The following is a 26,799-nucleotide window of genomic DNA, read 5'->3' as shown; positions in this document are numbered from 1 at the left end:
AATAATGATTGCTTGTATAATCCCTATTCCTTCTCAGCTTCCCACTTGGCAATTTCCTCTCGTACTCGTGGAGCAACCTCCGTTCCGAGCAGTTCTATAGCCCGCAACACCTGCTCATGTGGCATCGTGCTTAGTGGAACATACATCATAAAGCGTGTAATACCTACATGCTTCCGTAGATGAATGATCTTCTGAGCAACTGTTTCTGGATCTCCAACGTACAATGCGCCATCAAAGCTTCGGGCCGCATCATAGCTGGAACGGTCGTAATACGACCATCCTCGTTCTTTCCCGAGCTTGTTCATGCCATATTGGGTAGATGGAAAAAAGATATCTGCTGCCCGTTCCGTATCTTCTGCGACGAATCCAATCGAATGAGATCCCACCTGAAGCTGCGATACATCATGTCCAGCGCGGGCCGCCGCCTTCTTGTACAGCTCTACAAGCGGAGCAAAATTCATTGGATTCCCGCCAATGATCGCCAACATCAATGGCAGACCCAAAAGTCCTGCACGAACGGCAGAGCTTTGCGTACCTCCGCTGCCAATCCATATAGGTAAAGAGTTTTGGACGGGCCGCGGGTATACGCCCAAATTATGAATTGCTGGCCGATGGCCTCCCTTCCATGTTACTTTCTCGGAATCCCGTATTTTCATAAGCAGTTCGATATTTTCATTGAATAGCTCCTCATAGTCATGTAGGCCATAACCAAACAACGGAAAGGATTCAACGAATGAACCTCTGCCCGCTATAATCTCGGCACGTCCATTGGAGATGCCGTCAAGCATAGCAAAATCCTGAAACACACGTACAGGATCAGCAGATGAAAGGACCGTCACAGCACTAGCCAGGCGAATCCGCTTAGTCAAGGACGCAGCAGCGGACAACACGATTGCTGGTGAAGAAGCTGCATAATCTTCACGATGATGCTCACCTATGCCAAAAACATCAAGTCCCACCCGATCCGCAAGTACGATTTCTTCGACTACTTCTCGTAATCGCTGTGCGTGACTCATTACAATTCCAGTCTCAATATCCGGCTTTGTTTCTACGAACGAAGTAACACCTATTTCCATGGTTTATCACACCTCTTTTAATTTTTCTCCTGGACTACAACCAACAGAGATTGGGGCAAACCTATTTTTTTAAGAAGAATGCTCTAGACAACGGATTAAAGCGGTCCAATCCATCTCACCATAACCACGGGCTATTCCTTCAGATAAATGATGATGGATAAGTTGGCCCAAAGGTAGAGGAGCTTGGACGGACTGCGCTGCCTCTATAGCCAGTGCAACATCCTTCAGCCCTAGCTTCATATTTAACCCAGCTGGTTCAAACCGCTGTTCTGTCATTATCGCCCCATAGTTCTGATATAAGGGAGATTGAAAAAGAGCATTCACCACATCCATAAAACGGGCTGGCTCTATGCCATACTTTTCTACCATCAGCTGCGTTTCTGATAAAGCTTCCAGCATAGAAGCAATTAAAAAGTTTACACCTATTTTCACAACATTTCCTTCTTCGCTATAATCCCCAATCTCGAATATTTCCTGACCTAATTGTTCTAAAACAGGAATTAACTGTTGTCTGGCTTGCTCCGGACCTGCCAAAATGATGCGCAATTTAGCTGCTTTAGCGGCATCCGGACGCCCCAGCACTGTGGCAGACACAAAGTATTGCTTTCTCTCCGCATGCGCCGCGGATAATTTCCGAGCCAGATCTACACTGATCGTACTGGCAGATATGTGAATTCCTTTTTCTGATAATCCATTCAAAATTCCATTCGGACCCTCAACAATCTCCTCCAAAGCGGCATCGTCAGAAAGCATGGTTATGACCATATCGCTCTTTTTTGCTGCCTCCAATGGTGTCTCGGCATAATACGCTCCCTGATCTATTAGGGGTTGCGCTTTTTAACGAGTACGATTAAAAACGATTAATTCATAACCAGCTTTCAACAAATTTTGGGCCATTGGAAAACCCATTTTCCCAAGCCCGATAAATGATATTTTCATAAGTCTCTTCTCCGCATTAAGGATGATTTACAATAACGGAACGATCGTTCCAGAATAACCAAAAAAAAATTATATTTCTGCAATTACAAAGTTTATCATCTCTTTGGCACGTTGCTGATCTTGATCTGCTTTTGCCATAATATTTATGCTTTGATGTAGATTCAGCAATAAATAAGACCACGCTTTGACATCAGTGGTTTTATCAATTTCACCTGATTGTCGGCCTTTTTCCAAAAGCTCGCAAAAAGCCTCTTCTAAATTCAAAAAACTAGTCTTTATCAATTCATTTATTTTTTCATCCCGCGACTCTAGTGTTGTAGCTGCATTCGTTACAAAACACCCGCCGGGTAGGCTCGTATCGTACGCTGAAGTAATATGTTGCTCAAAAAATTGTTGTATCCCTGCTCTAACGCTTGATGCCCGTTCAAGAATGACCTGTTTATTGAAGCTAACCTTTTTGTAATGTTCCAGTGCGGCAATGTACAACGTTTGCTTGTCAGAAAAAGTATCGTAAAGACTAGATCGGCTAATGCCCATAACCTGCAGCAAGTCCGGTATGCTTGTTGCCTCATAACCCTTTTTCCAAAACAACAGCATCGCTTGATGTAGTGCTTGATCCTCGTTAAACTCTCTTGTCCTTGCCATGAGTAACACCTCCTGTAATGGCAATATAACATATCTGGAACGATCAGTCCAGATAAACTTCGAGAGATAACCTTACTGTTTGCTTGGCATAGCTGATGACTATAAATAGCCCACAAAAAGACCTGCTCGGTAGGCTTCATCGCTTACGAACAGGTCTTAGTTTATTATTCCGGTCTTTCAATTTCAAAAATCTCACCAATCGTAGCGTAATTTGATCCCGCCAAACGACTCACTGCATTTAAGGCTCTAGGGTCAATCCGTCCCTCCTGATAAATCGATTCATCGATATGAAACTGAACAATCTCGCCAATGAATAGATCACTTCCAGGTTCTTCTTCCCCTAGAGGTATCGCTTGTACAAGCTTACATTCCATTCGAACCTTTGCTTCCAATACTCCAGGTACAGTTACATTTTCACTTGGGACCGGTGTAAGATTAGCTAGTTCAATTTCACTTTCTCCTCTTGGCAATGAGGCAGCGGTTTGATTGATTTTCCCAACATTCTCACCATCCACAATATGCACAACAAACTCATGATTGTTATAGATATTACGGGCTGTATCTTTTAATCGCCCCGCTGGTCTTTGAATAGACAGTGAAACCATCGGGGGGTTAGAAGAGACGATATTAAAGTAGCTAAACGGTGCACCATTCAAAATACCATCTTCTGATTGTGTGGTGACAAAGGCAATGGGCCTAGGAATTACAGTACCAATTAATAATTTATAATTTTCCCGCTCACTATTTTGCTTCGGATCAATCGAAATCAATCTCCCCAGCTCCTTCTTCACTCTTTCACGAAATCGATCGTGCTTCTTACCGTATCAATTGGACGAACTAACTTCTCAATTTGCTCCCGCTTAGGCTCCAGGAATGGTGGCAGTGAGAGTTTCTCTCCAACCGTTTCGTATTCCTCATCCCCCATAAACCCGGGACCATCTGTTGCAAGCTCGAACAAAATTTGTGGAGCAACACGTGTATACAGCGACTCGAAGAAATGACGATCTACATACCCTGAGGTACGGAACCCAAATTCTTCAAAATGCTTTGTCCACTCATCTAGCATGGTACGATCCTCTACACGGAAGGCAGCATGGTGAACGGTACCAAAGCCTTGACGCGCATTCGGTAAGTCCTCATTATGCTCTACAATAATTTGCGCACCATTTCCGCCTTCGCCGACTTCAAACAAGTGATAAGCCTCTTCCTGGCCAATTTCTTTGAACATCATGACTTTTTCCAACATTTCTTTAAAATAGCTAAAATCAGCTATACGTACAAAAATCGGTCCCAAACCCGTTATCGCAAACTCTAAAGGAATCGGTCCTTTTTGCCATGGTGTACCTGATGCAACCCCTTCATTAAATTCATCCGAGATCAGTTGATATTGTTGGTCATCAAAATCTACGAAGGATAATGTCTTTTTGCCGAATTGCTCTTTAATTCCGGAATGCTTCACATCCAGGCGATCAAAACGCTTTACCCAGTAGTCTAATGCAGCATCTGTTGGTACTCGAAAGGATGTTTTAGCAATCTCATTGGTACCGTGTACCCCTTTAGGAATGTTAGGGAAGTCAAAGAACGTCATATCTGTTCCGGCACTGCCCTTATCATCCGCGAAAAACAAGTGATACGTTTGGATATCATCTTGGTTGACGGTCTTCTTCACTAGACGCATTCCCAATACGTAAGTAAAAAACTCATAATTCTTCTCTGCGCTGCTGGTGATGGCTGTTACGTGGTGAATCCCTTTTAGATTTCTCATTATTATACACTCCTAAAGTTTAGTTTGATTTTGCAATATAATTCCCTAAATTAAGAAAGATTAATTGAATTATCTTAATGTTAAGATATCTATCAAAAAAATTTGTTTTCCAACATTGTTCCTATGTTTCATAAAACAATACTTTTAAACTATCTTTACATTAATTATCTTTAACTTAAGATAAATTTAACACACTCCTTTGTTGTTGTCAACAAAACACTATAAAAGATAACAGCCTTGTTCAGGATGTGAAGAATCACAAGGCTGTTCGGTTTCAAATTACCTCTGCCATTAATAAATTCAGTGAAAGATGAACCTACGCTTGTCTTACAAACGCATAACGAAGAACAGCTTCTTCTAAGATATCAATCCCCATAATGATATCGTCCATATCTGTATATTCATTAGGATGATGACTTAGTCCATCTACAGAAGGAACAAAGATAAGCCCTACTGGGCAAAGTTTGTTCATGTTCATAGCATCATGTCCTGCCCCGCTGATCATCCGTTGACTCAATATCCCCTTCTCTTCACAAATGGATTCTAGAACATGACTGATCTCATCTGATAATAGGACAGGTTCCTCCGAAATGATCTCCGTACTCGCAATTTCAAGTTGTCTGCTTGCTTGTACTGAGGATATCGTTTGATATAAATGGCTTAACACACGTTGTCTGGATGCCACTGAAGTAGATCTGATATCAATTTTAATTTCAACTTCTCCCGGAACCACGTTCATAGCACCATTTAAGATGTCTATCACCCCAAGGGTCGCAACCGTTCCATATTCTTGCTCGAGTTTAGCTGCTTTTTCAAGCTCAAGTGCTATTTCTGACGCACCTAGAAAAGCATCTTTTCTCATATTCATAGGGGTCGTTCCAGAGTGGGATGCTTTCCCTGATATTTGAATATGAAGTCTCACGGGTGCAGCAATTCCAGTCACAATTCCTATTTTTTTATTATTGTTTATTAAGACGGGACCTTGCTCAATATGTAATTCGAAAAACGCTTTTAGTACTTCATCCCCTCTACTCGCCTGATCAATACTGTTATAATCTAATGCGCATAGCGAAAATGCTTTTTCCATGGTAATCCCATCTTTGTCCTTTAAACCTTTGTATTTCTCCTTCTGAAATAACCCTGCCATTACTTTGCTGCCTACTGTTGAAATACCAAACCGCGAGGATTCTTCACAGGCAAATGAAATAACTTCGATCGGATGATCCGTTTCAATCCCTTTTTCGTTTAAACGTTTGATTACTTCCAAGGCAGCCGTTACACCTACCACACCATCGTACTTCCCTCCTTGGTATACCGTATCCAAGTGAGAGCCCATTACAACGGGTGGAAGCCCTTCTATCTTCCCATTTCTTCTAGCAATCACATTTCCGCAATGATCCATCCGAATATCTAAATTCTCAGCCTTACACATCCGCATAAAAGCACTCGTACAGGTCTGCTCTTCATTTGTATAGGCAATTCTAGTGATGCCCTTCTCACCCGAATTGTATTGATTAATATTATCAAATAATGCCTGATATCTGCTCTTTCTATCCATGCCAGTATCTCCAATCCTGGGTATTCATGATTATGGTTTCATCAAAATTCGTGAATGATATACAATAGAGGTAGTGCTAATCTTTAAAAATTACTTACTTGATGAGGTGTATTGGATAGTGATGAAGAAGACCGTTATTTTTAAAGAAAATGATCAATTTACAATTAAAGCTGATTTTTATGAAACAAACCGTTCCCAAGCCCCTGCTATTGTATACATTCACGGAGGCGGCCTACTTTGGGGTGATCGAGAAGATCTATCCGAGGAAATGATACAACTCTACACCAATAATGGCTTTGCGCTGTTTTCGATTGATTATAGATTAGCTCCTAGATCAACCCTATCTGACATCCTTGAAGATGTCCAAGACGGCCTTCTTTGGTTAGTGAATGAAGGACCCAAGGAATTCTCCATTGATCCCTCAAGGATTGCTGTGGTGGGAAGCTCCGCAGGTGGTTTCCTTGCGCTATGCACAGGAATGTTTACCCATAAGCCGCGTGCGATTGTCTCCTTCTATGGATATGGCGATATTAGTGCACAATGGGCACTAGAACCTAGTAAATTCTATTGTGAAAAAGATATCGTCTCTATGGAGATTGCAAAAAGTACGGTGTCCGATCAAATCATTACGAACGCAACCGTTGACGAACGTTTTCTTCTCTATTTATATGCTAGGCAATCCGGTCAGTGGATACAAGAAGTGACGGGCTTGAATCCTTCTCTACATAAGGAAGAACTCCTCAAATTCTGTCCTATTCATCATGTAACTAAGGAATTCCCCCCTACATTGTTATTGCACGGAACAAATGATGTAGATGTACCCTATGAACAATCAGCATTCATGAGAGCTGCGCTAGTGAAAGAAGGGGTACCCGCAAAGCTTATAACCATTCCTAACGGAGAGCATGTATTTGAAAAAGATTTCAATAATCCTGTAGTGCAAAAAGCTCTTCATCAGGTGATTGATTTCCTTCAGCTTCATCTTACTGAGTAGTTCTGTAAAAGAACAGGAAAATCCGGCACTAAAATAGTGCCGGAAAATATAGGATACCGCCTGAATTATTTCTTGTTTAATTCGTGGAAATGCGTCCATAAATGATCGCAATCTTCTCTTGCTTCCACTTTGATCATATTGACAACACTCTCATCATGACCCACAAAATATTCACGAAGGTGGATGTCAGAGAAGCCATGCTCTTTCGCATCGTCTCTTGTGCTGCAATAATGAACTTCTTTAACACCTGACCAAATGATAGCGCCCATACACATTGGACAGGGTTCACAGGTTGCGTATATTACGCAATCCGATAAGTCCATGGTGTCTAGCTTTTTGCAGGCTTCTCGGATGGCTACCATTTCCGCATGTGCAGAAGGATCCGTATCTCTCATCATCGTATTGCTAACCGCTGCAATTACTTCATCGCCTCGAACAATCGTTGCACCAAACGGGCCCCCAAATTTCTTATTCATACCCTCGATCGTTGCATCTACCGCCAATTTCATGTAATCCATTTCAAAATTCCTCCTCTAGTTTAATTGGGATGATTTTAGTGTTTTGCTAAAGATGGTGTATAGAACAAACGAAACAATTAAACCACTAAAGAAAGCAAAATCATTCATCCTAACTAGGAAGGGGATACCCTTAAGAAATGCACCTGACATAGGAAGGATGAAGCTGACTGCTAGAACAGCCATCGCAACAGGATTGTAACCATTCTTATATTCACCGTTGCTGCCTGCTGGGACATAGATATTATCAAGATTTAATACTCTTTTCCGATGAATAAAGAAGCTTGAAAGCATAATACCCGCAATTGGACCAAAGATGGACCCAATAAAGCTATAGAAGTAAAATAAGGTCGTGGTACTTTCTACAAGCTTCCATGGCAAAATCAAAGTTCCAACAATAGCTGTTAAGACACCTGCAGTCTTTACAGTGAATTTTTTCGGGAAAAGGGATGACATTTGCAAGCCCGCTGGTAATAAGTTTGCAAACACTACGAAGGCGATTGCTCCTACGTTTAGGGCAAGAATCAATACAACAACCGCGAAAGTGTTTTCAATTTTATCAATGGCATGAACGATATTGAAGATCGGTTCACCAAACGCAATTTCAGTACCCGCGATTAAAGCCACACAAGTGATGGCAAAAAGAATATAGGACAAGATAAACCCCACAGGCAATCCAATCATAGCCGCTTTTGGTGATTTCGCACGATGCGTGAAGTCTGACATATTCACCACAGGACCCGCCCAGTTAGATACCAATGCACTCACGCAAGCGATAAAGACTAGCGGACTGGAACTTGGATTCGCTGGTACATACTCTAAAATCGGCCCGAACCCTCCAGCAATCTTGATCGCCCAAACAGCAGCACCAATAATAAACACATACACTACTGGAGATGACCAGTTACCGAACTTACCTAATGTTTTCATTCCGCCTAAGAACAACAGAACCGTTGCTGTCCAAAGAATTGCGTAAGAGATCATTGTCGGGAATGCTAACCCGAATAATGTAAAGCCACCGCCTAAATCCATATAATTCGGAATAAACCTAGCAAATATAACATTTAATGATTCTGCACCTACAACAGTAGTGGTTCCAAAGAATACTAATCCGGCAACAAGGCCTCGTATTAATGCAGGGATAATCGCTCCCTTTACCCCAAACGAATCACGAAGCAACATCGCGAATGGCAGCCCGTATTTGGAAGCAGAATACCCATTTAAAGCATAAAATGCGGAGACAATGATGGCTGAAAGCATGACGGCAAAAAGCACTTGTGTTGTATTCAACCCTAAGACGAAGAAACCTGCTACTGTCATATAAGACATAATATTATGAACAGCGCCCATCCAGAGTGTTATATAGTTGGACATTCCCCAGTCTCTTTGGTCAGGCTTTTTAGGCAGTAATTCCTCACCGTAACCGTATGATTTGTACTTATCATAATTTTGTTCCAATTTTGCTTGATCCATGTCTACACTTCCCGCCTCTTAATATAGTTATTAGGTGTACTACGGAAGTCTGGAGGAACTAAAATCTTAAATTACTTTACGATATGAGTGCCTGCCTTTTCATTAATCGCATCTTTCAAGCTTTCCGGATTCGTAATAATAACCCGCGTTCCGCTGTTCTCTAAGAAGCTTAAACTTGCCTCGATTTTAGGCAGCATACTTCCTGCTGGGAAGTGATTTTCCAGTACATATTGTTTAGTCTCATCAACCGTCATTTTGGAAAGCTCTTTTTGATTCGGCTTACCATAGTTGATGCATACTCTTGACACTCCCGTTGTAATAATTAATGTCTCCGCATGGATTTGTTCTGCTAAAAGACTCGTGGCAAAATCCTTATCGATAACTGCATCGATACCTTTGTACGTGTTATCATCAGACTTCACGACTGCGATACCTCCACCGCCTGCAGCAACAACGACAAATCCCCCATTAATTAATGACTTAATTGCGTCTTTCTCCACAATATCTATAGGTCTTGGGGACGGAACCACTCTACGGTATCCTCGGCCAGAGTCTTCTACAAAGCTCCATTCAGGATGTTCTTGTTTCATTTCTTCAGCTTGCTCTTGGGAAAAGAAAGATCCCACCGGCTTCGTCGGATTCTTAAAATTAGGATCTTCTGAGCTTACTTCAACTTGCGTGATAACCGTAGCCACATTCTTATGGATCCCTCTAACTGCAAATTCATTAATTAAAGCTTGTTGAATTAAATAACCGATTCCACCTTGTGTATCAGCTCCACAGTTTACTAGTGGAACAGGAGACATACCGGCAATTTCATGTGCAATCTCAGATCTTCTTAGTCCAAACCCTACTTGTGGTCCGTTACCATGAGTAACGACGACATTGTAGCCTTCTTGCACCATATCAACAATATTGACGACCACTTCTTTTACTGCTTCAGATTGGTCATGAATCGAATCCAGGCCATTTTCCTTGACCAATGAGTTTCCGCCAATAGCAACGATTACAGTCTCTTTCATCTGATGCCTCCTATGTTGCAATTCTTATGCTCTAACCGAGTAACTCAAGAGATTGCTTTTTGTGTGAATGGTATAACGGGTTCGTTGGGTCATTCTTTATTGCGTTTTCGATGGCTTCAATGGCTTCTTTATGCTTCCCAAGCGATCTTAGACTGTTCGCCTTATGGAAGGAGAAGTCATATCTATTCGGCTGAAGAGCTAGCAGCTTATCCATCTCAATAACTGCTTCTTCGTGTCTCCCAAGCTCTCTTAAATAATTTGATTTGTGGTAACGATAGAACGTTTCATTAGGTGCCAGCTCACAGGCTTTATCATATTCCTGAAGAGCCTCCTCAGGTTTTTTCCATAGTCTTAAACAATTCGCTGTATAGAAATAGAATTCTAAATTAGCAGGATCCATAGATAAAACGCTTTCATAGCATTGAAGTGCCTCTTCGTATCTCTTTAATTCCTGCAAGAAATAACCTTTATAATAGATGAAATCCAGGTTGTCAGCATCCACTTCCAGCGCCCTGTCCATGACAGATATAGCTTCTTCATATTGATCGCTGTTAGCGAGAGCCTTTGCCTGCTTCACATATTCGTTATTTTCTTGGAAGCTATGTTCTAGAATCTTCACGACTTTATGCTGACCGTTCTCTTCGGCATGTTGTAGGGATGAGAGCCCATCTCGATCAGGCAAATGCACATCTGCCCCTGCATGAACAAGCGCTTCTATTATGTCAGAATATAGTCGTCCGCCATTCCCCAATATGACTGCTTCAAGCAGGGCTGACCAACCTAAGTCATTGACATGATTCACTGGCACCCCAGCATCAATACACGCTTCTACGGTTTTTAAGTAGCCCTTTTCACTCGATGGTAACAGCGCTGTTCCTCCAAATCGATTCACGCTCTTCAAATCAGCACCACCAGCAATCATGAGACGCAGAATTTCATAGAATCCATTTGCTGCCGAGCAAATAAACGGTGAGAGTTGGGTAATATCTCTGGTGTTTACGTCACTTCCTGCTTCTATTAATCTTTTAGCAATCGCGATTTGATTGTTTTGTGTTGCCGCCATTAGCGCTGTTCGCCCAGCAGCATCTTTATAATCAACACTGGCACCTTCGCCTAATAGTTTCTCAACAGAAGCGAGTTCTCCCTGTTCACTCGCCTCAATAAGTTTTGTATTCAAGGATAGACTATCCAAAATTGTTCACTCCTTCACAACCTAACACGAGATGTCCGTCTAGTTCGAAATAAGAATGGTGGGCTAAACAAGTTAGCCCTTTTCTTATTTAATATTTTCACTTAATGCAAGTAATGCTTGTTCAAATGCTTCGATTGGAGGGTTAACGATACCTGCACCAATCATTCCAATCCCGGCATCTTTATGTGCAATAGCTGTATTAATAATCGGCATAATTCCAGTTTGAATAACTTTTTGAATATCAATACCTGTAGGAATCCCTATAAAGTCAAGCATTGGAATCGTCACGTTCGGATTTTCAGTGGTTGTGATTTCCGCCATTTTTGTGGTGTAGCTGATTGCATCATCAACGGTACCACCCACAAGCGACACAATCGCCGGTGCAGTTGCCATAGCAAATCCGCCAATGCCATAGGTCTCTGTGATCGCACTGTCACCTATATCAAGACCAGAATCTTCTGGTTTGTAACCGGCAAACATAGGACCAATTACTTGTTGTGCAGGACCTGTAAACCACACGTTTCCAGCTATTCCGCTCACACGAATACCAAATTCCACTCCGTTACGAGCCATTGTGGTAACAATGGTACTATTCTCAATGCCGTGCGCAGCATCAAGGGCACATTTACAAAGCGCCATCCATGTTGGACCCGAGAAATAGTCGCTGCTGCTAACGAATTCAAACACTTCTTTTTTCTGTTCAACGGTAAAATCGGTTTGGATAATATAAGGCGTTAGCGCTTGAATGAGCAGGGTTGTTCCAGCTACATTTCGGTTATGACACTCGTCCCCCATATGAAGGGCTTGGGATAGCATTAAACGCAGGTCAATGCCATTTGGATTTAGTTTCATCGCATCTCTTAAAATAGGACCCAAGACATCACGCATCCAAATCAGACGCTGGATAACACTCTCATCATTGGCACCCATACGAAGGATTTTGGACATTTGCTCACTTAAGTTTGTATAAGCAATATTGCCATAAGTTTTATTCTCAACAATATGCATAAACATGGAAGCGGATGTGACACCAGCCATGGAGCCTACACAGTTATGTTCATGACATGGCGAGAAGGTAATCTCTCCAGATGCAGCTAGTTCAGCGGCTTCTTCAATATTTGGGGCAAGGCCTTCAAATACAATGGCTCCTGTTACCGCACCTTTCATCGGACCATTCATACGTTCCCAAGTGATTGGCGGGCCAGCATGTAAAATCGTATTTTTCGTCATGCCCGGAACCACATTGATCGCTTGGTCAAAGCCAATTAGTACCGGCTGGGAATTAATAATTCGCTCGACAGCCTCTTTGTTAGCAGCTTCAATCTTATCTGTAACACTTGGATCTTCAAGCTTATCCAGCGCAGCAATTAATTCTGGGTTCCCTCTCCCTGGTGGCATCCACTCCAAGTGAGTTACATTCGCGTTTTGCTTTAACAAATCATCTCTAAAGTTCTCAATGCCTACATTAATGACATTTAGTTTATTCGTAAAAAGTTCATTGATTTTACTCATGACTATTCTCCTTTCACAACGAATTCTCTTGCTAGTAGACCTGCGTTCTGACTGCTGCTAGCATGTGTAGCACCAGAAGCTAACAATTTATTAATTTGACCTTCAATATTTTGACTATCTAGCTCGGTTCCAAGAATGTATCCAATAATCTCTAGATGTCTTCCTTCATCTTCCGCGGCTTGCTTTGCTTCGATAATTGCTGGAAGCATTGCGCCTACAGGATCTTCGTGTGCTCCGAAGCCTAGTACAAAGTCCATCACAATAACACCGACAGAAGGATCTTTCGCTTCTTGAATAAATCTTTCAATCCGAGTGGATGGATCTATCATTGGATGTGGTTTACCTTGTGTAAATTGGTCGTCTCCGAAGTCTATAAAGGTATGATCTTGGCTTACTCTAACATCTTTTAAGCGATATTCAGGATCTCTCTGAATGTTACTGTAGACATTGTCGAATTTCTCCATAGCAATGTGCATCGCTTCATCACAAAGCGTACCGCCACTAAATAGTCCACGGATATACTTTTGCTCAGGCTTTAACTTTGCACGTACTTCTTCAATAAGCGGAAGATTTAACGCACGTTTGTTAAGCTTCGATTCGTCTGCTCCAGCTAAAAGCACCGCTTTAAGTGCCGCTTCTTTTGACATTTTTGCAAAATGACCGCCAGCTTGGGTGACCTTTTCTTCATTTCCACCCACAAACCAAACCACAACTGGTTTCTTACATTGTTTAATTTGTGCTAGTACTTTCTCTTCTACACTTGGTGCTGGTGGTTTAGATACGAGAACAATAACCTTCGTTGCATCATCCTCTTCTAAAGCTTTAATTCCAGCCAGCATCATAATGCCGCCAACCTCTTCACTTAGATCTCTACCGCCCGTACCGATCAACTGTGTGATTCCACCGCCAAATTCATGAATACGAACCGTTACCTCTTGGCTACCTGTTCCTGATGCGCCGACGATCCCAATATTGCCTTTTCTCACGGCATTTGCAAAACACAAAGCGACATTACCAATAATTGCAGTACCACAGTCTGGCCCCATCATTAGCAAGCCTTTTTCTTGGGCTAAAGTTTTTAATTCAATTTCATCTTCAATACTTACATTGTCGCTAAACAACATGACGTGAAGATTATTTTCAAGCGCTTTTCTTGCTTCTCTAGGAGCGTAACTCCCATTTACCGCAATAATCGCTAAGTTAGCATCAGGAGTACCGTTTACAGCTGAGGTAATTGTTGAGTATTTAACTTCACTCTTTCCTTTAGAGGAATCTTTCTTTTTCGTTAATAATTCATTGATACTTTCGAAAGCACGCTCACATAGCTCTTCAGAGGCAGCCTTCACAATAATCACTAAGTCACTTGTTTTGGCACTTTCTACTTCAGGGGTCATCAAGCCCACATTTCTAATGACCTCTTTATTCATTTCAGTACCCATTGCAATAATGGCTTGTTCTACGATTTCGATCTGATTCGCTTTTGTTGAGAGTGACATCAAAGATACGGAATCGATATAAGTGTTTGGTTTTACTAAAACTTGTACAGTCATATTTGTACCTCCCATTTACATGTTCATTTCCAGCCCTGCAATAATTCCTAGGGCTATATCTGTACCCGACGTGGAGCCTATAGCCAATACCCTACGTAAAGATGAGATTAATTCTTCTTCACTACCTCTAAATAAAGCCTCCATTAAATCAATAATGGACTCTCTTACCTGGCCTGCGGCTGCTTTTGCTAATGCCATATAGCTGATATCATTGGTTAAAGCTTTCGCATGTAAGACGACTTCTTCACAAAACGAATGGTGTGAAAAGTATTGATGATTCTCGATGTTAAAGACGGTAAACAATCCCACCAAGAAATCATCACCGGCTGGCGTTAAGCCTGGTCCAAGGCCTATGAGCGAAGCTGCATGTATGATTGCAGTAGCCATTCGCTTATTTTGCAATTCCGATACAAGTAACTGCGTCCGTTCATGAAGCATTCTAGACATTTCATCGTCAAAAGGATTGCCACTTTTGAAAGCCCTTTCAATTCTGCTGTTATTTCCGTGAAGTTTGATATATTGCTTCATGGTGGATAAATTCATTTCTAAGACATCCGCTACTGAAGGGTACTCGGGCAATATACAAGTCCAATTCTTAATACCTTCTATTGTTATAGACATCTTATTAGTAATCGACAGAACCGAATGATCCGAACTTACAAGGTCATTCACCCTAATATCTGCTTCTTCAAAGTCTTCTAAGTCAATAATAAGTGTATTAGGCGCATTATCGATTCCCTTACACGCAATAGTATACAAATCACCACTATCCAAACATTGAATATTGAGTGTACGATTAAACGTGCTATGAACAAAACCATGAAACTTATGATGATTGATTTGCTGAATAAAATCGTCATCACCGGATTTTGCAAATCTCACTAGCGTCACCTCTGTTTTAATTCCTTATTTTAAAAAAGGTGATTGACCTCCTTTACACGTCTAAAGATTGATAAATGGATTGGATAATATCATTTGGTTACATCGTACAAAGGTAACTTAGAGCGTAACTACCTTACGCACTTAATATATAATATACTGGTAGGGATCGTCATCGTTTAAGCGAACCAAAAAGAGTGCATCCTATTTGTGCATGTTATACAAGGGAATGTGTTAAAAGTGTGTCTGAGGAGCGTGCCAAAAATTGCTAACCGTTAAAGACTTAATGAAGATCAAGGCTATAGAGGGAATCAAAATTGTGGCTGGAGAAACAGGAATTGATAAATCCATATCCATCGTTAACATTATAGAGAATCCTGATGCCTTTGACTGGCTTTCACCTAACGAACTACTCTTATCGACAGGCTATATCTTTAAAAATAATGCAGAATTACAAAACCGAATAATTAAGGAGCTTGCAGAGCTCAACTGTTCAGGATTGGTTGTGAAAATGAAACGGTACTTTGACAAGCTTCCACAGAACATGATTGATGAAGCCAATAAGTACGGCTTACCCCTTCTGGAACTGCCTTTTGAATATACACTCTCTAACATGATCTCGATCATTAATGAGAAGGTGTCCGGAAGATATGATCTGCTCAATAGAAAAACTTTAGATATACATAACTTGTTCTTCAAAATCACCCTTGAAGGCGGCGGTATTGAAAAGATAACCTCCATGTTATCTGAAACGATTAGTAATCCTATTATCATCGTAGACAAGGATTGGCGATTACTACATCACACAGAGCATGCGAAGAACAACAGCCCACTCGAGTATTATCTTGATTTTTCAAATCGACAGCCTGTTTTTAATAAAGAGTTCATCGATACCATTCCCACCAATCTAAATGAAATGAAAAAGTCTATTAAGAGGACCTATCGTTCAGAAGGTGCGGAAATAAAATGTCGGGTCATTCCTGTCGCTGCTTCTAACTATATTTATGGCTATATTGTGATTTGGCAGACGGTACAAGAGTTATCCGAATTTGATTACATTATTTTGCAGCAAGCCTCCACCATCATGGCACTCGAGCTGATCAAAGCAAAGGAAATTAGCGAACTTGAAATAAGAATTAAGCAGGACTCCATTGATGATTTACTTTCGGGGAAAATCTCTTCGCAGGAAGCGCTGCAAACCTTATGCTATCTTCATGGATTAAATCCGAGCTATATGTATTACAGTATGGTGATAAATATTGAAATGAATGAAGCAGACAAGTTTGAAGATATGATTATTGGAAAGTACAAAATGGAGTCCACTGCCAAAAAGTGTGTGGATATCATTTATAACTATTCGCATCAAGCGATTGGAGAAATTAAGTGCTTTTATAGAAATAACAGAGTCATCATTCTAGTAGGACAAAATGAAGAAAGACCTCCTGTTTCGATTAGTGATGCCAAGTTATATGCGAATGAACTACTCGAGGTACTTATTCAAAAAACGAAGGAAACACTCTTAATAGGCATTGGTCAGCAATATAGTACAATCAGCTCGCTGCATAAAAGCTTTTCTGAGGCGAACGAAATGATTAAATTAATGCAACAAAAAAACCTTCAAAACAAGGTCTCACATTTCGAGGATTATTCGGTTTACCACCTGTTGGAAGCCAATATCAAAGTCGTAGCCTTAGAAGAATTTTTCCGAAAGTGTCTAGGTAAGGTGTTTGATCATGATCAATTACATGGTACAAGTTATATGTTAACTTTAGAAAATTACTTTATTAACAATCTGAATGTCACCGAAACTTCAAAGGCTATGTTTTTGCACAGAAACACACTTATCTATCGAATCGAGAAGATTAAAGAAATCCTAAATCTGGACTTAAAGCATTCAGAAGAACTACTGCGGATTCAATTAGCATTAAAGATATATAGCATTTTAAACAAAACGATTTAAAAAAAAGCTCCCCATACAGCAGCAGGGTTCATTATTTCACCTGTCTACTATATGGGGAGTTTTCTTAGACATACTTATCTCGGCCAGACAACATTCCAAACGTCATCACGAGTCCAGAAATAACGATCAGTGTGATCAGTGGAATCGTCCACACTTGGGTCATATCGTATAAATACCCGATCAATATAGGTCCTATGGCTGCAAGCATGTATCCCGTTGATTGAGCCATCCCAGATAATTCTGCAGCTTGATTTCCATTTCGAGCACGAATTCCGATATAACTTAACGCCAGTGGAAAATTCCCTCCCAAAGCAATACCAATTAAGATAATACTTAGGATCATTATTGGGTAAGATGAGCCCATCCATAGTCCACCATAACCAACAATGGAGCACATGCCTAATGCAAATGCAATCCACACTTGAGAGCGTAGTCGTCCAGCCAGAATAGGAACAAGAAAACTAGCAGGTACGCCTACAATTTGTGTGAAGGATAGCAACCAGCCTGCTGTACCTCTACTTATGCCATAGTTATATAAGATTTCAGGTAACCAAGACATTGTTATATAAAATAATGAAGACTGAAACCCCATGAATAGAGCTATTTTCCAAGCGAGTGGTGAACGCCAGATTTGCTTAGCACTGACACTTAAGCTTTTTATTGCCTTACCTTTGGCTGGATTTAATCGAAGCAGAACGATCCATACCAAGATCGCTATGATTGTCGGTATTCCCCATACAATTAAAGCTCCGTCCCACCCAAGCTTTAGATCATGAGCTAGAGGAATACTAATACCTGATGCTAACGATGCAAATAATCCCATTGAAGTGGAATACACACTTGTCATTAGACCGAACCTTTGAGGGAATTTCTCCTTCACAACTACCGGCAAAAGAACATTTCCAATGGCTATTCCTACCCCCACCAATAACGTTCCAAAGAAAATAAAGAGCGTCATTGAAATAGAACGGATACAAATACCGACCAAAAGAACAACCAAACCTAACAATAGTGTCTTCTCGTTGGATAAACGAGTAGCGATTTTGGGAACGAGAGACGACATAACAGCAAAGGATATCAAAGGTATACTCATTAATAAACCTGCACTCCAATGTGCAAGCCCTACATCCTCTTGAATAATTCCCACTAGTGGACCAACCGATGTAATAGCGGGCCGTAAATTAAAGGCTACCAGAACAATCCCCGTAATAAGTAAAATAATATATAACGAATTCTTGTTGTCTTGTGTCTGTGGTGATTGCAAAAACTAAATCTCCCCTCAAGTAATCAAAGCTACGCAAATGATCTTCAGAATGTAGCATTAGTTATAACATATAAGAAACGAGTTTAAAAGTATAAAGTAGCAAGAGGCGTACCCGTTTCGCATACAAAGAGATAAAAGCGAAGCGTTCACCTAAGCGAACACGTTAATCCTAATTAAAAGACAAAGCTGTACCAAGTAGCCATTTTCATGACTTTGGTACAGCTTCTTTGTGCTGATATTATGTTTAGATTTCGTACCACTTGATCTCATTTGCTTCCAGCTTGAGTGAGAAGCTAGAGCCATCACCACGATAAACGACAGTTTCCTGTGGCTCATAAGTGTTGTTCACGACGCAGTATTTACCATTTTTAACATAGGCATGAACCTCAACGTTATAGTTTTCACTGAACCAGCGATTTAGCTCGTGGTCGCTGTGAGTGCTCCAGAGGATTGCACGGTAAAGTAAGCGACTGTTCTCAAAACTATAAGGCAATCCACTGATGTAGACAGATCGTCCACTACCGAATTCATTCACTGCAAGTTGAACTTCTTTATCAACCTGACGAAGGACAGTGGTGCCTTCGAGAGCGAATATATTCTTCTTTCCTTCACCGAAATCGATAATCTTCTTTCCTTTATCATCTACTCCGAAGTCTTCAGTAATAAAATGATCCTGCTCTTCCCAGTTATATTTATCATAACCGAGAGTGAATCCTTTTTCTTGCTCAACACCGAGGATGCTTGCAAGCTGGAAGTACCTTCCGTTCGCTTGATGAGCTGCGGGTTCGCCCACTCCGATGAATCCTCCGCCCTCATGAACAAATTGCTTCACTGCCGTTACAATATCTGTATCCAGCCACCAATCCCCACCTGTGTAGGCCGTATCGCCATCCCCTACATTCAAAATGACATCGATTCCTTTAAGGATAGAGGGGTCATTCTTAATATCATCAAAGCTAATGAATTTGACATCAAAGGGTGCACCAGATAACGTTTCTATGATCCCTGCATAGCTATAATTTTGTTTTTGATAAAGGGCATGATGAACCATATGATTACCCCATGCACGCATTTTACCCCAGCAGTTGAGTACTGCAACGGTTTTGACACTGTATGGTGTTGTTCCGTGTACATTATCATACAAAGTACGGAATTCATCACACACACTCTCGATGTAGCTCATGAAATCCGGAAAATCCAGTGCCAGCTTCAAATATCCACCATAACCAATTCGGTCAATCGGCTTACGAAGAATCGCTCGTCTTGCTGTGACCCAGTTTACTTTGGCTTCACGTACAGGATCTCCACCCTCATAGAATGTATCAGGGAAGAAATACGGTAGGAAACGTCCCTCTGTATAATTCACGCCAGGTATATCGCTGATCAGCCGAAGGGTGGAACCATTGCCTACACTACCGACGACAGCATCTACCCCAATCGATGAGAATTCTTCCATAAATGGCTCGGTACCAATCCAGTGATCACCAAGAAACATCATGGCTGTCTTTCCATATTCGTGAGTAATATCGACTAATTCCTTAGCAAGCACGGCGACCTCACGCCGCTGAAATGCCTGAAAGTCTTGGAACTCCTTGGTCGGAATGCGATAGTTATTATTATAGTAGCCCTGATCAATGATATATTCGGCTCTAAACGGATAGCCCATCTCTTGTTCAAATTGTTCAAGAATATAAGGACTAACCGATGCTGAATAACCATACCAATCCACATATTTCTCACGTGCAAGCTCATCGAAGACGAGTGTGAATTGGTGGAAGAAAGTCGTAAATCGAATGACATTGACATAGGGATGTTCATCAATAAATTGACGTAGTCGTTGCATTGTGAACTCACGCGACTTCGGTTGGCGAACATCAAAGGTGATCTGAGGCTCAACATTTTCCCAACCATTCGTGACCGCATTGTACATATGAACGGGATCCCACATAATATAGGCTAGAAAACTAACCGTGTAATCGTGGAAGGGACTTGCTTGAATAATAACACTTCCCGTTTCTTCGTTATAGCTCCATTGCTCAGTCGATAGCACATCTCCTGTGGTACGATCGATAACTTCCCACCAGCGCTTGATATCGTCACGAGTATTCACTTTCAGCATATCTGGATAAAGTCCCTTCATTAAAGGGATAATTAGACTAGAGCCTTCAGCTGTATAAAAAGGCGTCATAAGATACATCTGCTGGATTTCATCCGAATTTGCTTTTGCCCATCCATTTTCTTTACGAGTGGTATAGTAAGTGGAATACACCTTAGCATCGATATCCCGTAATTCTGCGGGAAAGTCAGTACCATCGCAATCACGTACTGCATCCGCGCCCCAGCGCTTCATAACTTCTATCGTTTCAGGAATAACATCCAGATCTGTGGGTATCGTGACCCGTCCTTTGTTCATCTTTCATAACTCTCCCTTTACTTAAATTTCCGATTATAGAACCAGAGTAGACCTATTAGAAGTGCCAGCCCCAGTAGCATAATTCCGAGCCCGGGTGCACCAATATTTTTTTGCCCAATAATAACGAGTACTAGCGCGAAGATGAAGACAATCAGCATCAACAAATTGCGTAACGGATTACTCATGGTATCACCTTAACCTTTCAACCCGCCCATGGTCATGCCTTGGGTAAGCTTCTTTTGTACTAACATATAAAGAATAAGGGTTGGCAGCATGACTATTACTAGACCTGCATACATTTGTCCATATTCGACAGCTGATTTCTGAGCAGCCATCAGATTCATTAAACCAACTGGTAATGTTCGAAGTCCTGGCTTCGTCAGTAAAGTCATCGAAATGATATATTCGTTCCAGAAGGAGAGGAAATTAAACAAGATAACCGTTACAATGCTAGGTTTAGCCATTGGCATAATAACCTGCACCATCGTTCGGAAATAGCTTGCACCATCTACAGAAGCAGCTTCTTCAAATTCCCTAGGCAATGATTTAAAGTAGCCCCCCAATAGATAAATCGTGAACGGAAGCGCCATTGCAGCATAGACAAGTGCCAGAATGAATAAATTATTCAGGAGTATCGGCTGTCCAAATAAATTGCGAGCGACCTTGTCACCGTTATTGAGCATAAGGAAGATCGGAACAACAATATAATTCACATTGATAAATAATCCTGCCATAAACATCAAATTCAAGATGACGCTTCCCTTGAATTTATAACGTGCAAGCACATATGCAGCAGGTAAGGCAATGACCAGCAGAAGCGCGATCGCAATCACAGTTACGATTACGGAGTTGAACATGTAACTGCCCATCTTAGCTTTCTGCCAAGCATCCGCAAAGTTCTGTAGATAAATTCCTTTTGGAAGAGCCCAAGGATTAGCATAAAATTCTACATTCTGTTTGATGGAGGCCATAAACGCCCAAGCTACAGGGACGATGATGATAATTGCTAGTAGGATCAGCACAACATAGATGAGGACCTTATACAACTTATCGCCGGCTCCATGATGTGTGAGTTTATTATTATTCAAGTTGTCCCCTCCTTAATATTCCAAATGTTCACGTCTAGTGACTGCGTTTAGGATAGCAGCTAGTGCGAATGAGAACAGGAACACAATTACACCGATTGCCATACCGTAACCATACGAAGAGTTGGTATACGCCTCTTTGTACATATAGCTCAAGAATACCTCAGTAGAACCGTCAGGCCCGCCTCCGGTCATCGCCACAACAAATAGGAAGCTCATATTGATTGTGCTGATGACGAAAAAGGTAAGGGTTGTACGGATATTTGTCCAGATTAAAGGGATCGTAATAGTGAAGAATTGATGTATCCTACTTGCACCTTCAAGGTCAGCGGATTCATATAAGCTTTCAGGGATATTTGCCATACTTGCCATATACATAACCATGTAATAACCGATAGCCTGCCAGATCATAGCACCTGCGAGTGGGAAAATAACGATTTTCTGATCACCCAACCAAAGTGTTGGGTCTGAGGTTGCTTCGCGGAATAAATTTAAGAATGCATTTAGCAGTCCACTATTTGGATCATAAATTGCAGAGAATATTGCACTGATAACAACAACAGATAGAATGTTCGGGATGTAGAAGATAACTCGTAATACATTTTGTCCTTTTAGATTTTCTCGTGAAAGCATGGACGCGAACACTAGCGCAAAAGCAAACGTAATGATCGTAACTAAAATGATCAGTAGAAGACTGTTCTGAAACGCTTGATAAAATTTATCACTTTGAAAAAGCTTCTCGAAATTTTGCAGCCCTACAAAGGTTTTGTCATCTGTGTATCCACCCCATTTGTACGTGGACATACGGAATACATTGATTGTAGGTATAATTAGAAAAACAACGAATAGGATTATGGCGGGAGCAATACAGAAGAAAATAAAACGCCCTTGTCCTTTCTTGATTTCCATTGGTCCATCTCCTTCTTAAGGTAAAAATAATGGTGGCAGCTTCGCGCATGCCACCATTGTTCACAGATTGAATTGGTATCCAGCATTGCCTTTAATTATTTCAACGCTCCACGTAACTGATCGCTTGCTTTCGTAATTGCTTCAACCCACTGTGCTTGTGTCTTAGCCTTAGTCACAAGGGAATCCACGGTACCAAATACGGTATCCGAAATACTTACCCCTTCAACCGGATCTGGTGTAGCAAATGCCCCCATAGCTGCCTTTGCACCACCATCATAGATGCTATAGAAGAGTTTATTGTCACCTTCCAATTTGCCTGCCATACCGTTAATAGGTTGGACTGCACCTACTTTAGCAAAAATGCCTGCTGCTTCACCTGAATAAAGATAAGCAATAAATTGTTTTGCAAGATCTGCATTTTTAGCTTTCGCAGGAACCCAGATTTGTTCAAAGAAGGTGTAGGAGTATCTATCACCACCAGCTTTTACAGCTGGTAGAGCAGTGAATCCCCATTTAAATCCTTCAGCACGAGGGGCTTGACCCATTTCACCAACAACCCATGTACCGTTTGGCATGAAGATAGCTTTGTTATCAAGAATAAGCTGTTGATTCTTAGTGAAGTTGTCTTTATTTCCATTCGCCGGAACTGTTTTTTCAGTATAGGAAGCTAACTTATTAATGATATCAAATGCTTGTGTTGCTTCTGGTGTTTGCCATATTCCTTCTGTGTAATGCGTCGCTTTGGTGAAGAAATCAGGACCCCCAACTTCGTTAAGCAAAGCATAGAAGAATGAATCGAAATAACCGGTCGTTGGATAGGAGAACAATGCAATTCCATCAGCCTTAGCTTTGTCTCCTAATGCCCACATTTCATCCCAAGTCGTAGGGACCGCCCAGCCTTTCTTCTCAAGTAAGTCAGCATTGTAGAACAGACCTGTTGGGCTATAGAACATCGGCATCAGGAAGGTTTTTCCATCACCGTAAGGGTTCGTAATGGTTGTATCCGTAAACCCAGGAATGAGCTTGTCTTTAACAGTAACGCTTTCACCTGGGACTGTCATTGAAAGCACGTCTGTGAGATCAGTGAGGTTATTGTCTTTAATGAAGGTTTCTGTCAAACCCTTAGGCTGACCTACGGCAAGATGGATGACGTCAGGAAAATCTCCTGATTTCATACCCGGTCCGATAACATCTTCAAGACTTTTGTCGATGGTTGATTCAACCTTTACTCCAGGGTTAGCTTTTTCAAATCCAGATATAATCTCTTTCCATACATCAGATCCGTAAGCGGTTTCTAAAGCGGCTAGCTTAAGAGTACGAGTTTCGGCAGTCGAATTAGAATTCTTCGATGTGTTGGTGGCATCTGGAGATGTGGAACTAGAATTACTTTCAGTATTACCACCACAGGCCGCAAGACTTAGAGACAGTGCAGCTGTAAGTGCAAGGCTAAGAACTTTTCTCATAATAACCCTCCATATTTATCTTTTTATTGGTGCTGTAATCCGCGTACGTAGGAGCTTTCTTACTCCTTTATCTTATCTGATCGTTCGAGTTTCTTTCAACAAACATGTTGCCGTTCATTTTATATATCTTGCTTTATTAGAATTTATTTATAAATTATTGACTATTTCAATTTATTGTTATGCAGTCTAGTAATTGTGGTAAAGTAAGCTTATATCAACGCAAAGGACTGACCTTATTTGGGAAATGTACGTTATTCGCTACCTGGTAAAGGACGTGGAGAAATTCCCGCCAAGTTAATCTATGTCAGTTCCTCTATTTATGAAGGTGATTGGTACAGCATGCGTCATTCTCATAATTTTTCCGAGCTTTTTTATGTCCGAAGCGGCCGGGGAAACTTCATTGTAGAGGATGAAATCTATCCAGTGAAGCAAGACGATCTAGTTATTGTGAACCCGAATGTCGAGCATACCGAGCTATCGGTTAGTAGTGATCCACTTGAATATGTCGTGCTTGCGGTTGAGGGGATGAGCTTTGACTTTGGCGATCGAAGTGCTAGCCGTAATCATGAGATCATCAATTATCGTAATCAGAGGGATGAGCTATCCTTCTATTTCAACGCTATGCTTCGGGAAACGGAAAATAAAGATGCAAACTATGAGGCCATTTGTCAAAACTTACTAGAGGTTGTAGTCACTATATTAATGAGAAACTCTGGCCATCCATTTTCCGTCGTGGCTACTCAAAAGGCTAACAAGGTATGTAGCAGGATCAAACGTTATATTGACTCTAACTATTCAGAGGAAATTTCACTTGACTATCTGGCAGAAAAAGCACATTTCAGCAAGTATTATCTGGTGCATACCTTTGCAAAATATTATGGAATGTCACCCATCAATTATTTAATTGAGGTCAGGCTTCGTGCCAGTAAGGAGTTACTAGAAACCACGGATCTCTCCATCTCTCAAATTGCGGAATCTACTGGTTTTTCTTCCCAAAGCTATTTCTCACAAAGCTTCCGCCGAAGCTGTAATCTAACTCCACGCGATTACCGGCTTCAGACCAAGCGACGAGTTCAATGACGGGCGCAGCATCATTTGATAATTCCGTTAGACAATCCTGTAGATAACGTATAGCGTTAAAAAATGACTACCTCCTGTTTAGGAAGTAGTCTTGTCTTTAAATAAGAGTATTTAATGTGACCAGTTCTTACGATGAGCTGAAATAGCCTAGGCTACCTCACGATGAATAACCGTTGCCTGGCTTTGCTGATCCAACTTATAGCATATCAAAGCAATCACACATGCCGATATCGCCAGGATGGAAGCCGCTATAGGAAGGGAAATTAACCCTCCATGCCCGGCAACCACTCCACCAATCGCAGATCCGCCTGCGATTCCCAGGTTAGACGCTACTGGATTCAACGATGCAGCAAGATCCTTCGAGCGTGGCGAGTACTGCTTGGCTAAATCTATCAAATAGAGCTGGGCCGGTGCGCTCACAATACTCGACATTACGGCTAGCATCATTAGCACGATCATTCCTAGAATCGTGATTGATGCGGTCATACTAAAGACGATATAGACCACAGCTTGGATAAGAAATACGAATCTAAGCTTACTTACCGCATTTCCAGTCGCAACCTTGCCCCCGATCCAGTTGCTGACAATCGTGGCAATTCCGTAAACAAACAGTACGCCACTAACCGAGCTCTTAGGAATATTCATCACTTGCTCCAGCAATGGTGTAATGTAAGTGTACATCACAAATACCGCTCCTACTGCCGTAACCGGAATGAGAAAGGCGAGAATAATACGCCCATTCGTGAGCAGTTCGATCTGATCCTTGAGTGAGCTGGGCACAGGCTTCGGTAGTTTGCGTGGAATATAAGCATAATTTAGCGCTATAGCAATTCCGGCTAATACCCCATTCAGAACAAATGCTGCTGGCCAGTTGAAGAACTGCCCTACAAAAGTGCCGATCGGTACACCAAATACATTCGCCACAGCGAAGCCGCTCAAAATGGTAGCAATCGCTTTGCCTCTCTTCTCCGGATCAACCGCCTCATTCGCTACTGTAATGGCTACAGAAAGAACAAAACCACATAGCACGGCAGTAACTATTCTAGTCACCAGCAGCATACTGTAGGTTCCTGTTATAGCACTCCATAAATTCAGCAGCAGAATTAATACAAGTGACACAAGAATCGTAGTTCGTTTCGGAACACGGCTGAACAAGGACATCATAATCGGTGTGCCAATGGCATAAGCGATCGCGAAACCAGATACCAAGCCCCCGGCTGTCGCTAGCGTTACTCCGAGGCTCGAGGATATTTCCGAGAGTAAACCAACAATAATATACTCCGTTGTACCCAGAATAAAAGCCATAAAAGTAAACGAGAAAATCAATGCGCTCTGTCGTGATGTTGTCATGGTGCTCTCCATCCTATTTATCTCTATTTTTATATGAACATACTTACTCATAATACTCATTTGGACTATATTGATCAATCCTATTTCTCATAAAAAGAAGCATCACACAAGTTCAAAGAACTCATGAGAAGCTTCTAGTTTTACATCATGGAGTT

Annotated in this window: 22 protein-coding genes and 1 pseudogene; 3 read left to right on the top strand and 20 right to left on the bottom strand. The window is 41.4% G+C overall.

Annotated elements, in window-relative coordinates; translation table 11 throughout:
- Positions 1-23 precede the first annotated feature (23 nt).
- The 6 genes and pseudogenes from ACDZ28_RS13930 to ACDZ28_RS13905 all read right to left on the bottom strand — a co-directional run bounded on the left by ACDZ28_RS13930 (position 24) and on the right by ACDZ28_RS13905 (position 5,983).
- Entirely contained in the window at positions 24-1,076 is a 1,053-nt protein-coding gene (locus ACDZ28_RS13930; RefSeq protein WP_042124613.1) for an LLM class flavin-dependent oxidoreductase, read from the bottom strand.
- A gap of 69 nt (positions 1,077-1,145) precedes the next feature.
- Positions 1,146-2,015: pseudogene (locus ACDZ28_RS13925) on the bottom strand (NAD(P)-dependent oxidoreductase).
- Between the two features lie 69 nt (positions 2,016-2,084).
- Positions 2,085-2,660 carry a TetR/AcrR family transcriptional regulator gene (locus ACDZ28_RS13920; RefSeq protein WP_339289445.1) on the bottom strand — a complete coding sequence of 192 codons (576 nt, stop codon included), beginning with the start codon at positions 2,658-2,660 and terminating at the stop codon, positions 2,085-2,087.
- Positions 2,661-2,824: 164 nt separating this feature from the next.
- Positions 2,825-3,430 (bottom strand): flavin reductase family protein, encoded by a 606-nt coding sequence (locus ACDZ28_RS13915; RefSeq protein ID WP_042124607.1) that lies wholly within the window; start codon positions 3,428-3,430, stop codon positions 2,825-2,827.
- Between the two features lie 17 nt (positions 3,431-3,447).
- The gene (locus tag ACDZ28_RS13910; protein WP_375104973.1) at positions 3,448-4,425 is read right to left on the bottom strand and encodes a ring-cleaving dioxygenase; all 978 of its coding nucleotides are present in this window, start codon (positions 4,423-4,425) and stop codon (positions 3,448-3,450) included.
- A gap of 316 nt (positions 4,426-4,741) precedes the next feature.
- Positions 4,742-5,983: a M20 family metallo-hydrolase gene (locus ACDZ28_RS13905; protein WP_375104972.1), complete on the bottom strand. Its 1,242-nt coding sequence runs from the start codon at positions 5,981-5,983 to the stop codon at positions 4,742-4,744.
- Between the two features lie 121 nt (positions 5,984-6,104).
- Here ACDZ28_RS13905 and ACDZ28_RS13900 point away from each other — a divergent pair, with 121 nt between their 5' ends.
- Entirely contained in the window at positions 6,105-6,977 is an 873-nt protein-coding gene (locus ACDZ28_RS13900) for an alpha/beta hydrolase (protein WP_042131873.1), read from the top strand.
- 65 nt (positions 6,978-7,042) lie between these two features.
- On the opposite strand, the gene ACDZ28_RS13895 is transcribed toward ACDZ28_RS13900, so the two are convergent.
- The 7 genes from ACDZ28_RS13895 to ACDZ28_RS13865 form a co-directional block, all read right to left on the bottom strand.
- Positions 7,043-7,495 (bottom strand): nucleoside deaminase, encoded by a 453-nt coding sequence (locus ACDZ28_RS13895; RefSeq protein ID WP_042124600.1) that lies wholly within the window; start codon positions 7,493-7,495, stop codon positions 7,043-7,045.
- Positions 7,496-7,510: 15 nt separating this feature from the next.
- Complete coding sequence (locus ACDZ28_RS13890; protein WP_375104971.1) at positions 7,511-8,965, bottom strand: cytosine permease; 1,455 nt, start codon at positions 8,963-8,965, stop codon at positions 7,511-7,513.
- Between the two features lie 71 nt (positions 8,966-9,036).
- Positions 9,037-9,987, bottom strand: coding sequence for a carbamate kinase (gene arcC, locus ACDZ28_RS13885; protein WP_375104970.1), 951 nt, complete (start codon positions 9,985-9,987; stop codon positions 9,037-9,039).
- Positions 9,988-10,018: 31 nt separating this feature from the next.
- On the bottom strand, positions 10,019-11,179 hold the full coding sequence (locus tag ACDZ28_RS13880) for an ankyrin repeat domain-containing protein (RefSeq protein WP_375104969.1): 1,161 nt from the start codon (positions 11,177-11,179) through the stop codon (positions 10,019-10,021).
- An 84-nt stretch (positions 11,180-11,263) separates the two neighbouring features.
- Entirely contained in the window at positions 11,264-12,691 is a 1,428-nt protein-coding gene (locus tag ACDZ28_RS13875; RefSeq protein WP_042124592.1) for a DUF1116 domain-containing protein, read from the bottom strand.
- Between the two features lie 2 nt (positions 12,692-12,693).
- Positions 12,694-14,241 (bottom strand): acyl-CoA synthetase FdrA, encoded by a 1,548-nt coding sequence (fdrA, locus tag ACDZ28_RS13870; protein ID WP_339289435.1) that lies wholly within the window; start codon positions 14,239-14,241, stop codon positions 12,694-12,696.
- Positions 14,242-14,256: 15 nt separating this feature from the next.
- Complete coding sequence (locus ACDZ28_RS13865) at positions 14,257-15,123, bottom strand: DUF2877 domain-containing protein (protein WP_375104968.1); 867 nt, start codon at positions 15,121-15,123, stop codon at positions 14,257-14,259.
- Between the two features lie 262 nt (positions 15,124-15,385).
- Between ACDZ28_RS13865 and ACDZ28_RS13860 the strand changes: the two genes are divergently transcribed.
- Positions 15,386-17,080 (top strand): PucR family transcriptional regulator, encoded by a 1,695-nt coding sequence (locus ACDZ28_RS13860; RefSeq protein ID WP_076117993.1) that lies wholly within the window; start codon positions 15,386-15,388, stop codon positions 17,078-17,080.
- Positions 17,081-17,144: 64 nt separating this feature from the next.
- On the opposite strand, the gene ACDZ28_RS13855 is transcribed toward ACDZ28_RS13860, so the two are convergent.
- From ACDZ28_RS13855 to ACDZ28_RS13830, 6 genes are all read right to left on the bottom strand, one after another.
- On the bottom strand, positions 17,145-18,344 hold the full coding sequence (locus ACDZ28_RS13855; protein WP_341110786.1) for an MFS transporter: 1,200 nt from the start codon (positions 18,342-18,344) through the stop codon (positions 17,145-17,147).
- A 244-nt stretch (positions 18,345-18,588) separates the two neighbouring features.
- The gene (gnpA, locus tag ACDZ28_RS13850; RefSeq protein ID WP_076117996.1) at positions 18,589-20,757 is read right to left on the bottom strand and encodes a 1,3-beta-galactosyl-N-acetylhexosamine phosphorylase; all 2,169 of its coding nucleotides are present in this window, start codon (positions 20,755-20,757) and stop codon (positions 18,589-18,591) included.
- A gap of 17 nt (positions 20,758-20,774) precedes the next feature.
- Positions 20,775-20,942 carry a DUF6903 family protein gene (locus ACDZ28_RS13845; protein WP_170880250.1) on the bottom strand — a complete coding sequence of 56 codons (168 nt, stop codon included), beginning with the start codon at positions 20,940-20,942 and terminating at the stop codon, positions 20,775-20,777.
- Between the two features lie 9 nt (positions 20,943-20,951).
- Complete coding sequence (locus ACDZ28_RS13840; protein WP_042124581.1) at positions 20,952-21,845, bottom strand: carbohydrate ABC transporter permease; 894 nt, start codon at positions 21,843-21,845, stop codon at positions 20,952-20,954.
- A 12-nt stretch (positions 21,846-21,857) separates the two neighbouring features.
- Entirely contained in the window at positions 21,858-22,751 is an 894-nt protein-coding gene (locus tag ACDZ28_RS13835; RefSeq protein WP_375104967.1) for a carbohydrate ABC transporter permease, read from the bottom strand.
- Between the two features lie 95 nt (positions 22,752-22,846).
- On the bottom strand, positions 22,847-24,214 hold the full coding sequence (locus ACDZ28_RS13830) for a carbohydrate ABC transporter substrate-binding protein (RefSeq protein ID WP_076117999.1): 1,368 nt from the start codon (positions 24,212-24,214) through the stop codon (positions 22,847-22,849).
- Positions 24,215-24,451: 237 nt separating this feature from the next.
- Here ACDZ28_RS13830 and ACDZ28_RS13825 point away from each other — a divergent pair, with 237 nt between their 5' ends.
- Entirely contained in the window at positions 24,452-25,294 is an 843-nt protein-coding gene (locus ACDZ28_RS13825) for an AraC family transcriptional regulator (protein ID WP_042124575.1), read from the top strand.
- A gap of 147 nt (positions 25,295-25,441) precedes the next feature.
- Here ACDZ28_RS13825 and ACDZ28_RS13820 read toward each other — a convergent pair whose 3' ends face one another.
- Positions 25,442-26,644 carry an MFS transporter gene (locus ACDZ28_RS13820; protein ID WP_375104966.1) on the bottom strand — a complete coding sequence of 401 codons (1,203 nt, stop codon included), beginning with the start codon at positions 26,642-26,644 and terminating at the stop codon, positions 25,442-25,444.
- Positions 26,645-26,799 lie beyond the last annotated feature (155 nt).

It is taken from the genome of Paenibacillus sp. RS8 (assembly GCF_041956825.1).
GTDB lineage: Bacteria > Bacillota > Bacilli > Paenibacillales > Paenibacillaceae > Paenibacillus_AQ.
This window is presented reverse-complemented; position numbering and strand designations above follow the sequence as displayed.

Excerpts from the sequence above, each read along its gene's own strand:
- ACDZ28_RS13930 (WP_042124613.1), bottom strand. The coding sequence starts at position 1,076 with ATGGAAATAGGTGTTACTTCGTTCGTAGAAACAAAGCCGGATATTGAG.
- ACDZ28_RS13920 (WP_339289445.1), bottom strand. The coding sequence starts at position 2,660 with ATGGCAAGGACAAGAGAGTTTAACGAGGATCAAGCACTACATCAAGCG.
- ACDZ28_RS13910 (WP_375104973.1), bottom strand. The coding sequence starts at position 4,425 with ATGAGAAATCTAAAAGGGATTCACCACGTAACAGCCATCACCAGCAGC.
- ACDZ28_RS13905 (WP_375104972.1), bottom strand. The coding sequence starts at position 5,983 with ATGGATAGAAAGAGCAGATATCAGGCATTATTTGATAATATTAATCAA.
- ACDZ28_RS13900 (WP_042131873.1), top strand. The coding sequence starts at position 6,105 with ATGAAGAAGACCGTTATTTTTAAAGAAAATGATCAATTTACAATTAAA.
- ACDZ28_RS13895 (WP_042124600.1), bottom strand. The coding sequence starts at position 7,495 with ATGGATTACATGAAATTGGCGGTAGATGCAACGATCGAGGGTATGAAT.
- ACDZ28_RS13890 (WP_375104971.1), bottom strand. The coding sequence starts at position 8,965 with ATGGATCAAGCAAAATTGGAACAAAATTATGATAAGTACAAATCATAC.
- arcC (WP_375104970.1), bottom strand. The coding sequence starts at position 9,987 with ATGAAAGAGACTGTAATCGTTGCTATTGGCGGAAACTCATTGGTCAAG.
- ACDZ28_RS13875 (WP_042124592.1), bottom strand. The coding sequence starts at position 12,691 with ATGAGTAAAATCAATGAACTTTTTACGAATAAACTAAATGTCATTAAT.
- fdrA (WP_339289435.1), bottom strand. The coding sequence starts at position 14,241 with ATGACTGTACAAGTTTTAGTAAAACCAAACACTTATATCGATTCCGTA.
- gnpA (WP_076117996.1), bottom strand. The coding sequence starts at position 20,757 with ATGAACAAAGGACGGGTCACGATACCCACAGATCTGGATGTTATTCCT.
- ACDZ28_RS13845 (WP_170880250.1), bottom strand. The coding sequence starts at position 20,942 with ATGAGTAATCCGTTACGCAATTTGTTGATGCTGATTGTCTTCATCTTC.
- ACDZ28_RS13835 (WP_375104967.1), bottom strand. The coding sequence starts at position 22,751 with ATGGAAATCAAGAAAGGACAAGGGCGTTTTATTTTCTTCTGTATTGCT.
- ACDZ28_RS13830 (WP_076117999.1), bottom strand. The coding sequence starts at position 24,214 with ATGAGAAAAGTTCTTAGCCTTGCACTTACAGCTGCACTGTCTCTAAGT.
- ACDZ28_RS13820 (WP_375104966.1), bottom strand. The coding sequence starts at position 26,644 with ATGACAACATCACGACAGAGCGCATTGATTTTCTCGTTTACTTTTATG.